General features: G+C 70.2%; 5 protein-coding genes. 3 read left to right on the top strand and 2 right to left on the bottom strand.

Annotated elements, in window-relative coordinates; all coding sequences use genetic code 11:
• Nucleotides 1–313: 313 nt before the first annotated feature.
• Nucleotides 314–982 carry a DNA-3-methyladenine glycosylase gene (locus ACWGJ2_RS40005; RefSeq protein WP_453351338.1) on the bottom strand — a complete coding sequence of 223 codons (669 nt, stop codon included), beginning with the start codon at nucleotides 980–982 and terminating at the stop codon, nucleotides 314–316.
• Between the two features lie 132 nt (nucleotides 983–1114).
• On the opposite strand from ACWGJ2_RS40005, the gene ACWGJ2_RS40000 reads away from it, so the two are divergent.
• Entirely contained in the window at nucleotides 1115–1897 is a 783-nt protein-coding gene (locus tag ACWGJ2_RS40000) for a sporulation protein (protein WP_453351337.1), read from the top strand.
• A gap of 144 nt (nucleotides 1898–2041) precedes the next feature.
• Here ACWGJ2_RS40000 and ACWGJ2_RS39995 read toward each other — a convergent pair whose 3' ends face one another.
• A complete protein-coding gene (locus ACWGJ2_RS39995) occupies nucleotides 2042–2473 on the bottom strand; it encodes a barstar family protein (RefSeq protein WP_453351336.1) in 432 nt (143 codons plus the stop codon).
• Nucleotides 2474–2601: 128 nt separating this feature from the next.
• On the opposite strand from ACWGJ2_RS39995, the gene ACWGJ2_RS39990 reads away from it, so the two are divergent.
• Together ACWGJ2_RS39990 and ACWGJ2_RS39985 are read left to right on the top strand one after the other, a co-directional pair.
• Nucleotides 2602–3141, top strand: coding sequence for a YbhB/YbcL family Raf kinase inhibitor-like protein (locus ACWGJ2_RS39990; protein ID WP_453351335.1), 540 nt, complete (start codon nucleotides 2602–2604; stop codon nucleotides 3139–3141).
• Nucleotides 3142–3539: 398 nt separating this feature from the next.
• On the top strand, nucleotides 3540–4085 hold the full coding sequence (locus tag ACWGJ2_RS39985; protein ID WP_453351334.1) for an HNH endonuclease: 546 nt from the start codon (nucleotides 3540–3542) through the stop codon (nucleotides 4083–4085).
• Nucleotides 4086–4160: the final 75 nt, after the last annotated feature.

Raw genomic sequence — 4160 nt, 5'->3', positions numbered from 1 at the left:
CTTCCCTTTCGGTGTCTCCGACTCTATCAGATCCGTTTCCCGGCCGTTCCCGGCCGAAATCCGATTCCGACTTTCCCCTGTCGGCGGGGCGCCTTTCGACGTGTCCACTACTTTAGAGGATTTCCGTCCGGGCTCCTAATCGAGCCTTCGAGTCGAATTTCGGCGCACCGAAAAACGACCCCGGTTGGGGAATCTCAGGTAGTGGTTTGACCGTTTGTGAGGGGCTCCCAGGCGACTCTGAAGAGTCGACGTGAAGGTCTGCCCCGTTTCAGCGGCTCGATCTACATTAGGGGCCGACCCCCGCAGCGTCAAGTCACGTACGCCGATGCCTCCGTTGGTGTGGCCGATATGGGCTCACCGTCGGGTCCCCATCCGTCCAGAAGCGCCAGGGCTGGTGGGCGCCCTCGCCGCCGACGCCCGTGCGCGGGCCGCTGCGGACGTCGGCGAGATCCACGGGCTCACCAGCGAGGACACGCAGCGGGGCCGCCTCGTCCCGGCCGCACAGGTCGACGCCGTTCAGGGTGCGGTCGATGTCCAGTGCCGTGGCGAGCCGGGCGGGACCCTTGGCCAGTTCTGTGTCCTTACGGGCCTTCGGCCGGCGCTTCCTCGCCTGCTCCTCGCCGCTCAGTACCTCACCGGCGCGCAGCAGCACACCGCTCGCGTGCCCCTCGGGACCGCAGACGAGGTTGAGGCTGAACCACATGCCGTAGATGAAGTAGACGTATGCGTGGCCGGGCGGGCCGAACATCGAGGCGTTGCGCTGTGTGCGTCCGCGGTAGGCGTGCGAACCCGGGTCGGCCTCCCCCGCGTACGCCTCGACCTCGGTGAGCCGCAGCTCCATCGGCCCGTCGGCCGTGTTGCGTATCAGCGTGCGGCCCAGGAGGTCGGGAGCGACCTCCAGCACGGGGCGGTCGAAGAAGGAACGGGGTAGCGGCCTGTGGGCCGGGCCACCCCTTGGCGTACGGTCTCGGCCAGCGATCATGCTGTTCGAGGATAACCGAGCCACGGGGGCGACCATCCGGGGCGGACGGAACCGCACGGCAGCGCGCGGCGTAACTCGTAACGAAGGCCGTCACGAGTACAGACGACACAGGCCGAGCCTGGGAGGAATCAGATGGGGTTCAAGAAGCTGTTCGCGAGCATGGGCGTGGGGAGCGCGTCGGTGGACACCGTGCTGCACGAGCCGAACGTGGTCCCGGGCGGCGTCGTCCAGGGTGAGGTGCGGATCGAGGCGGGCTCGGTCGACCAGCAGATCCAGGGGCTCTCGGTCGGTCTTCAGGCCAAGGTCGAGGTGGAGACCAACGACGGCGAGATGAAGCAGAACATCGAGTTCGGCAGGCAGTCGCTCGGCGGCGCCTTCGACCTGGCCGCGGGCAGCTCCCACACGGTGCCGTTCCAGTTGGAGGTCCCCTGGGAGACGCCGATCACGATGTTCCTGGGCCAGCAGCTCACCGGCATGAACATCGGCGTGACGACGGAGCTGGCCATCGCGCGGGCCGTCGACTCCACCGACCTCGACCCGGTGAACGTGCACCCGCTGCCCGCCCAGCAGGCGATCCTGGACGCGTTCGGCCAGCTCGGCTTCCGCTTCAAGTCCGCCGACATGGAGAAGGGCCACATCCGGGGCACCCGGCAGCGGCTCCCCTTCTACCAGGAGATCGAGTTCTTCGCGCCGCAGCAGTACCGCGGGCTCACTCAGGTGGAGCTGTCCTTCGTGGCCGACGGCAACGAGATGGACGTCGTCATGGAGATGGACAAGAAGCCGGGCATCTTCTCCGGAGGCACCGACTCGTTCCGCTCGTTCCAGGTGAGCCAGTCCCAGTTCCAGCAGACGGACTGGACGGCCTACATCAACCAGTGGCTGACGGAGGTCGGCGGCAAGCGCAACTGGCTGTAGCCGTCGTGGGCCGGCCGTGCTGAACCGGCCGCGACTCCCGTGAGCCGTCATCCGGCCGTCGTCCTCGGGGCGGCGGCCGGACGGCGTTCCCGGTACCGGCGCCAGTGGTCCGCGCCCCCGGTGCCGTCAGCCCGGCGCCGTCCGTCAGCCCAGGAGCACCGAGAGGTGGGCGTCGCGGACCGCCCAGTAGGCAGCGGCGGCCGTGAAGATCTCCGCCGCGGTGTCGGCTTCCTGGGGGGCGGCCTGCTCGAAGTCGCGCCATCCGGCCGTCATCACCAGATAGCCGTCCGTCTCGCCCCACCAGGAGAGGTCGGTGAGGCAGTCGGCGAGCGCGTCCCAGTTGCGGCCGAACCAGTCGGGGAGTTCCAGGCCGGTCGCGCAGCGGTCCATGAAGTCCGCCTTGCTCGCCGCGCCCGTCAGGTCCACCACCGTCCCCACCCAGCCCGCTGCTTCCGCTTGCATCAGGACGTCCGGGCCCACGGACGCGCAGCGGTACACGCCGGGAGGCACGGTGCCTTCGAAGAGGCCCGGCAGCTCGCCGTCGGGCAGTTCTGGCAGTTCCACGGAGCTGGTCATCGTCGCACCACCGCATTGAAGGTCAGCATTGTGAAGGGCTGTCGAGTGGTCACCATGGTGGCAAAGAGGGGGGCCTCGGCTCGTTAGGCTGGCCGGTACAGCGATTCTCGCGATGAGGAGGTTCTCCCGTGACCGAGCAGAAGCGTCGGCCGCTCCCCCACGACTTCCACCCGCCGGTGCCGTCGTTCCAGGTGGTGAGCGACGACGTCTCCGAGGGCGGACGGCTGAGGCCGGACCAGCTTTACGCGCGGGGGAACACCTCTCCCCACCTGCGCTGGGAGGGGTTCCCCCCGGAGACCAAGAGCTTCGCCGTCACCTGCTTCGACCCGGACGCGCCGACGGGCAGCGGCTTCTGGCACTGGTCCGTCTTCGACATCCCGGTGACCGTGACCGAGCTGCCGGTGGGTGCCGGTACGGGCGACATGAAGGGGCTGCCCGAGGGCGCCGTCCACGTGCGCAACGACTTCGGCACCCGTGACTTCGGCGGTGCCGCGCCGCCGCCCGGGGACGGGCCCCACCGGTACGTGTTCACGGTGTACGCCGTCGACAGCGAGAAGCTGGGGCCCGACGCGGACGCCTCGCCCGCCGTCGTCGGCTTCAACCTGCGCTTCAAGACCGTCGGGCGTGCGCAGCTCATCGGTGAGCACGAAGAGGTCGCCGAGGACTGAGACTCCTCGGCCTCGACGGGCCCGGCGCGCGGTGCGCTGCGCCGGGAAAATGCTTTGCGCCCCGTCGTCTCCGCGTCGCACAGTGGCTCCGGGCAGTCGGCACCGCGAGCGCGGGGGCGGCGGGGCGCTCGTGTCTGCGCCAGCCGCCCGTCGGAGTCCGGCCGGGGGTCGGGCGACCGCGTCGGCTGCCCCTTGCGTCCCCTTCCCCCTCCGGGCTCCTCCGCTCCTTCCCGTCTGCCGGGCCCTCCCACCTGTTGTTCCGTGCTTCGTCACCCTTTCTCCGGGCGCCGGTCACCCCTCGTACGGCGTAGGGAAATTGCGTTGTTCACCTGATCGGGCATCGGCACAGTGGAGCCACCCCGCCACGGGGGCGGGCCGGAGACCGGGAGGTGGAGGCGATGCGGGAGACGCTGGTCCTCAACGCGAGCTTTGAGCCGCTGTCGACGGTGTCGCTGCGGCGTGCGGTGGTGCTGGTCATGCAGGACAAGGCCGTCGTCGAGCAGTCGCACCCCGGCCTCCGGGTGCGCGCGGCGAGCATCGAGCTTCCGGTACCGCAGGTGATCCGGCTGTGCAGATACGTCAGGGTGCCGTTCCGACAACGGGCGCCGTGGTCGCGGCGCGGCGTCCTCGTACGTGACCGGCACCGGTGCGCGTACTGCGGGCGCAGGGCGACCACGGTCGATCACATCGTGCCGCGCTCGCGGGGCGGCGGGGACACCTGGCTGAACACGGTCGCCGCGTGTGCGACGGACAACCACCGCAAGGCGGACCGTACGCCCGCGCAGGCGGGGATGGGGCTGCTGACGAAGCCGTTCGAGCCGACGCCCGCGGACTCGCTGCTGCTGGCTCTGGGCCTCAAGGACGGCGAGACGCTGCCCGAGTGGCTGACGGTGCGGGGCGCGGGCGCCTCGGGGCCCGCGGCGCCGGAGGCGCTCCCGGCCTGACGCGGCACGCGCGGTACGGGCGGTACGGGCAGTACGGGCAGTACGGGCGGCGCCCCGGCGCGAGGGAGACAGCTC

This window comes from Streptomyces sp. NPDC054796 (assembly GCF_053611545.1).
The sequence above is the reverse complement of the archived record's forward strand: the minus strand, read 5'-3'. Positions and strand labels throughout refer to the sequence as shown.

Bases quoted from the DNA above. Each gene is read 5' to 3' on its own strand.
- ACWGJ2_RS40005 (WP_453351338.1), bottom strand. From the start codon at position 982: ATGATCGCTGGCCGAGACCGTACGCCAAGGGGTGGCCCGGCCCACAGG.
- ACWGJ2_RS40000 (WP_453351337.1), top strand. From the start codon at position 1,115: ATGGGGTTCAAGAAGCTGTTCGCGAGCATGGGCGTGGGGAGCGCGTCG.
- ACWGJ2_RS39995 (WP_453351336.1), bottom strand. From the start codon at position 2,473: ATGACCAGCTCCGTGGAACTGCCAGAACTGCCCGACGGCGAGCTGCCG.
- ACWGJ2_RS39985 (WP_453351334.1), top strand. From the start codon at position 3,540: ATGCGGGAGACGCTGGTCCTCAACGCGAGCTTTGAGCCGCTGTCGACG.